Origin of the sequence: uncultured Parabacteroides sp. (genome assembly GCF_947855115.1) — a bacterium.
GTDB lineage: Bacteria > Bacteroidota > Bacteroidia > Bacteroidales > Tannerellaceae > Parabacteroides.
The window spans coordinates 1-5,572 of record NZ_CANTZW010000058.1 but is presented as its reverse complement, the minus strand read 5'-3'; the positions used below and the strand labels follow the sequence as shown (position 1 = coordinate 5,572).

The 5,572-nt window shown below is 42.5% G+C and carries 6 protein-coding genes; 4 read left to right on the top strand and 2 right to left on the bottom strand.

Annotation, left to right across the window (positions count from 1 at the left end):
• The first annotated feature begins 343 nt into the window (after window positions 1–343).
• From rsfS to Q0110_RS18175, 3 genes are all read left to right on the top strand, one after another.
• A complete protein-coding gene (gene rsfS / locus Q0110_RS18185) occupies window positions 344–703 on the top strand; it encodes a ribosome silencing factor (protein ID WP_297909905.1) in 360 nt (119 codons plus the stop codon).
• Window positions 704–733: 30 nt separating this feature from the next.
• Window positions 734–2,818, top strand: a complete 2,085-nt coding sequence (gene ftsH, locus Q0110_RS18180; RefSeq protein WP_297909902.1) for an ATP-dependent zinc metalloprotease FtsH — start codon at window positions 734–736, stop codon at window positions 2,816–2,818.
• Between the two features lie 142 nt (window positions 2,819–2,960).
• The gene (locus Q0110_RS18175; protein ID WP_297909898.1) at window positions 2,961–3,794 is read left to right on the top strand and encodes a phosphatidate cytidylyltransferase; all 834 of its coding nucleotides are present in this window, start codon (window positions 2,961–2,963) and stop codon (window positions 3,792–3,794) included.
• Here the strand turns inward: Q0110_RS18175 and Q0110_RS18170 are convergent.
• Complete coding sequence (locus Q0110_RS18170) at window positions 3,781–4,482, bottom strand: porin family protein (protein WP_297909895.1); 702 nt, start codon at window positions 4,480–4,482, stop codon at window positions 3,781–3,783. The genes Q0110_RS18175 and Q0110_RS18170 overlap by 14 nt on opposite strands.
• A 152-nt stretch (window positions 4,483–4,634) precedes the next feature.
• Here Q0110_RS18170 and Q0110_RS18165 point away from each other — a divergent pair, with 152 nt between their 5' ends.
• A complete protein-coding gene (locus Q0110_RS18165) occupies window positions 4,635–4,805 on the top strand; it encodes a 4Fe-4S binding protein (RefSeq protein WP_005854886.1) in 171 nt (56 codons plus the stop codon).
• Window positions 4,806–4,911: 106 nt separating this feature from the next.
• Here Q0110_RS18165 and Q0110_RS18160 read toward each other — a convergent pair whose 3' ends face one another.
• Window positions 4,912–5,307 carry a DUF3276 family protein gene (locus Q0110_RS18160; protein WP_297909890.1) on the bottom strand — a complete coding sequence of 132 codons (396 nt, stop codon included), beginning with the start codon at window positions 5,305–5,307 and terminating at the stop codon, window positions 4,912–4,914.
• Between the last annotated feature and the right edge of the window lie 265 nt (window positions 5,308–5,572).

The following is a 5,572-nucleotide window of genomic DNA, read 5'->3' as shown; positions in this document are numbered from 1 at the left end:
AACCAGGACAAACAGGACCAGAATCTGTTGTGCTACCATTACACCATAGAACAATATTTAACAAACCGCCAACTCTCTTGTTAGCGAGTGCAAAGGTATATACTTTTTCAAAATTTGCAAATAAACCCTCGAAAAAAATGCCTGGAAAAAACACGTACGTCTTTCGTATAAAACATGTACGTGTTTTCCCGAAAAGACGTACGTGTTTTTTCTAAAAGCTTATAACGATCGAAGAGACAGTCTCAAACAAGGTATTACACATATATTAATGAAAGAAAAAGACGTATATAACGAATTAAGAACTATATTTGCGACTTGGAAAATTATATCAATTAAGAAATAAATGGATCAAACAAAAGAATTAGTAAAAACGATTATTGAGGGCCTTCAAGAAAAAAGAGGCAAAAATATTGTAACTGTAGATTTAAGCCAGACCTCTGGCGCCATTTGCCAATATATGGTTATTTGCGAGGGAAACACCCCTACCCAAGTTTCAGCTTTATCCGATTCCGTATGGGATTTCGCACGCAAAAACGCCAACGAGAAACCATTATCTATCGATGGTACGCAGGCTGCTCAATGGATCGGCATGGATTATGGCACGGTTCTTGTACATATATTCTTGCCGGAACAACGTGCATTTTATAACTTGGAGAACCTTTGGGCAGACTCGAAGGTTACACAAGTACCAGACATTGATTAAGCCGGCCTAAATATTTGATGATAATTTCTTATGGAAAATAAAAACGATCTGTTTAATAAAACACCGAAGGGTAGGAAACCTAAGATGTTTCGTTTTAATTTGTATTGGATGTACGGGCTGATCTTCATCATGCTCGTCGCCCTATATATGACAAACGACTCTTCGGGAACGAAAGAGCTAGGTTGGACAGAGTTCCAGAAACTGGCACAGGAGAACGTATTCGATAAAATGACAGTCTACAACAAGAAGAACTTGGTGGAGGCTACGGTGAAAAGCGGGAAGACGGAACAAGTCTTCGGAAATATGGATGTATCTAAAATCGGGGTTTCTCCGAAAGTATACGTAATGATTCCGTCGGCCGATAAGTTTTCCGATTTTTATGATAAGGCGGTACTCGATAATCATATTGACACACAAGTCCGTTTTGAGGAAGGCGATGACGCTATCTGGAGCTTCTTGGTTTCATTCGGGCCGATCATCTTATTGATCGGTGTGTGGATGTTCTTGATGCGACGTATGTCCGGTGGCACAGGCGCAGGTCCGGGAGGCGTATTCAGCGTAGGTAAGGCAAAAGCCCAGTTATTCGATAAGGACAACGATCGTAAGGTTACATTCAAGGATGTGGCCGGATTAGCCGAGGCAAAACAAGAGGTAGAGGAAATCGTCTCTTTCTTGAAGAATCCGGGGAAATATACCGAATTAGGAGGTAAGATCCCCAAGGGCGCATTATTGGTGGGCCCTCCGGGAACCGGTAAGACTTTATTGGCGAAAGCCGTGGCTGGCGAGGCGAACGTGCCGTTTTTCTCCCTATCCGGTTCCGATTTCGTAGAGATGTTTGTCGGCGTAGGTGCTTCTCGCGTGCGTGACTTATTCCGTCAAGCCAAGGAGAAATCCCCCTGTATCGTCTTTATCGATGAGATTGACGCGGTAGGACGTGCCCGCGGAAAGAACGCAAACATGAACAGCAACGATGAGCGCGAGAACACGTTGAACCAGTTGTTGACCGAGATGGATGGTTTCGGCTCTAACAGCGGTGTTATCATCTTAGCCGCCACAAACCGTGCGGATATCTTGGACAAAGCGTTATTACGTGCCGGACGTTTCGACCGGCAGGTCCATGTTGAATTACCGGATTTGAACGAACGCAAGGAAATATTCGGAGTACATTTGCGTCCGATCAAGATAGATGAAAGCGTAGATGCCGAGTTCTTGGCAAGACAGACCCCGGGATTCTCGGGAGCTGATATCGCGAATGTTTGTAACGAGGCCGCTTTGATTGCCGCCCGCAACGGTAAGAAATTCGTACAGAAGGAAGACTTCATGAATGCTGTAGACCGTATCGTGGGTGGTTTGGAAAAACGGTCAAAAATCACGACCGAGGAAGAACGGAAGAGCATCGCTACTCATGAGGCAGGCCACGCGACTTTAAGCTGGTTGCTTGAGCATGCCAATCCTCTGGTTAAAGTCACGATTGTTCCTCGAGGAAAAGCCCTAGGAGCCGCTTGGTACTTGCCGGAGGAAAGACAGATTACGACACGCGAGCAATTGCAAGATGAGATGTGCGCGACTTTAGGCGGACGTGCCGCGGAGGAATTATTCCTAGGCAAAATATCGACAGGCGCATCCAATGACCTGGAACGTGTAACGAAACAAGCCTATGCGATGGTTGTTTACTTTGGTATGAGCGATAAGCTTCCCAACTTGAACTATTACGATTCCACGGGGCAGGATTGGGGATTCACCAAGCCTTATAGCGAAGAAACAGCAAAGCTGATCGATATTGAAGTACAAAAGATCATCAGCGAGCAGTACGAAAGAGCTAAACGGATATTATCCGAGAACAAGGAGGGGCATAACCAATTGGCCCAGGTATTATTGGATCGTGAGGTTATTTACTCTGAGGACGTAGAACATATCTTCGGTAAACGAGCCTGGATCTCTCGCTCGCAAGAAATCTTAGCATTGCAAGAAAAAGCAAACGGTAAAAACAAGCAGAAATCTACGGATGAGGAAAGTACGGGTGAGACAACGATAACGACCACGACTGTCTCTCCGGCCGACGAGAATAAGAAAGAGGTTTCCTCGGACGCCAATCAAACCGAGAAAATAGCTTGACATAAACCAGGATATCTGAAATAAAGAAGGCCGGATAATATCTTTTGTACAAAAAGACTATCCGGCTTTCCTTATAGCTATATTATCAATTTATTAGTTATATTTGTAGCCAAAATTACAAACAAGCAAAAACATTATTGTTTTGAAAAATCTGATTACACGTGCATTAACTGGCATTATTTTCGTAGCGGTACTGGTCGGCGCGATCTATTTCCACTCCTATTATTTTCTCGTGGTATTCGGACTCATCACCGGGCTTTCCTTATGGGAGTTTTACGGGTTGGTCAAACATTATGAGAACGCCGCCATTAAACGGTTCATCAGTTCCTTGGGTGGAGCTTATCTGTTCGCCGCGACATTCGGTTATGCCAATGGTTTGGCTGGGGGTAACATATTTCTTCCTTATCTTTTATTCTTGATGTATACGATGATTACGGAGCTTTACGATAAAGCCGGTAATCCGATCAATAACTGGGCATTGACCTTATTCGGCCAAGTCTATTGCGCAGGCTCCTTCTCTCTGCTAAACTTCATCACGTCAGTACCCAACACACCGGGCGAGATCATACATTTCCCCTATTTTGCCTTGGCTATTTTCGTTTTCGTATGGGTAAACGATACAGGGGCTTACCTGGTAGGATCAATGTTTGGAAAAAGAAGATTATTCGAACGCATTTCTCCCAAGAAATCGTGGGAAGGTTTTTACGGAGGATTGGTATTTGTGTTGATCGCTTCCCAAATTTTCGCGGGATTCATACCTTCCACCAACCGGTACATATGGCTTGGACTAGCTGCTACGATCGTAGTGTTCGGAACTTGGGGCGACTTGATCGAATCGCTGATGAAACGTACATTGGGCGTGAAAGACTCCGGACACATATTGCCCGGACACGGAGGTATGCTAGACCGTTTCGACAGCGTAATGATGGCAATCCCCGCCGCCTATATCTATATCGAATTATTTATTCGAAATTAAATGTCAGGATTACCATACGGGATGTAGCTTTCGACAGCGCGTTCGTATACTTGATATTGGCTTGATCCACCAAATCCGGACGATCTTTTTCCAAGAGGTCAACCAATCCGAAACAAAATTTCAGTTCCGGGCATAATTTAAAATAAGGCAAGTAGATATCGCATCCCACACCAAACTCAAAGCCGAAGTCCGTACTTTTCAGTAGAATTGGGTTACCTTTCTTTCGTCCGATATCCACAGAGCCATAGATTCCACCGATCAAGTAAGGACGGTAATTATTCAACCGCAAAGCCGCATACTTAATATCCAACGGGAAATTCAGGTAACTCGAACGTACATTCGTAATAAACTCCTCTCCTGTAGCCTGTTCCCTGAACTTAAATTTTTTATCTCCAAAATGGATTGATGGTGTAAAGCGCAAATTAAAGTAAGGATTCAAATACATATCCCCGATCACCCCGACACTAAAACCGGGTGAGTAAGAAGGAATCTCGGCGAACCAAGTCTCCCCATTCGTCGTGACACCGGTATGAGTCAACAACAAATCTTGTGAGTGAATACCCACATGAAACCCCAGATGAAGCCATTTCAAATCAGCGTACGGCTGATTCTTTACCCTCTCCTTTTGAGCCATGGCCCCCATGGTAGCTAAGCTTACCACATATAATATAAATAATAATCGTCTCAAATCTCAACCTATTTTATTTAATAACGAAAACCCGACAAAGATATTGCAAAAAACAAGATTTTTGAAGAAAATAAGACGGTAGATATTTTTTAAATAGAAAGAAAGCTATATTTTTGCACCTACTAATAGTTATCAATTTAAACGTTTAAAAAATGGCTTACGTAATTAGCGATGATTGTATTGCATGCGGAACTTGTATAGATGAGTGTCCGGTAGGAGCAATTTCAGAAGGTGATAAATACAGCATCAATCCTGAAATGTGTACAGATTGTGGAACTTGCGCTGACGCATGTCCTACAGAAGCGATCCATCCGGCTGAATAATTTCGCAGCAAAGAATAGGATTTTTCCTTACAGGAAGTTCCTAACACATAACGGGCTGTTTCTCTCTAGGAGTAACAGCCCGTTATCTTTTTCCTTTCGCATCCTATTAAAATTCAATGTCCAGCTTTATATCACCGGAAGACATACCTTCTTCCTCCTCCTCTGAATCCTCACAAGAGATATCCTCCTCTCCGGTTTCTGCTACATCTTGCGTCGATTTCTTCAAATTTGAGTCCTTGATATAACCGATTACATCTTGCATTCCCTCCATGAACTTCTCAAAGTCCTCCTTATACAGGAAAATCTTATGCTTCTCGAACGAGACTTGCAAACCGTCTTTCGATTGAACTTTCTTACTCTCCGTAACGGCAACGAATAGGTCATCTTTCAAATTTTTCTTCACATCCAGATAATAAATCCGTTTTCCCGCTTTGATGGCTTTGGAATACAAAATCTCCCTGTCGCCACCTTCAACATGTTTTTTCTTTATAGATTCTTCCATGACAGCTAACATCCGTTAAAAAACCACCCACTTTATATAACTTGCTTCAAATATGTGCATTTTTTTTTAATTAGCAACTATTTTAACGATCGAAAATACATCTCCAGAGGCTAAATTTGTAAAATATCATCTAACACATATAAAATTAAGTAAATCCGGATTCTTTTATAGAAAAAACAACTACCTTTGCGACCTAATTTATAATAAAGAAGTTCCTTCAAACGATGATCAACAGAATTTTAATCCGCATTAAAGTTTTACAGAT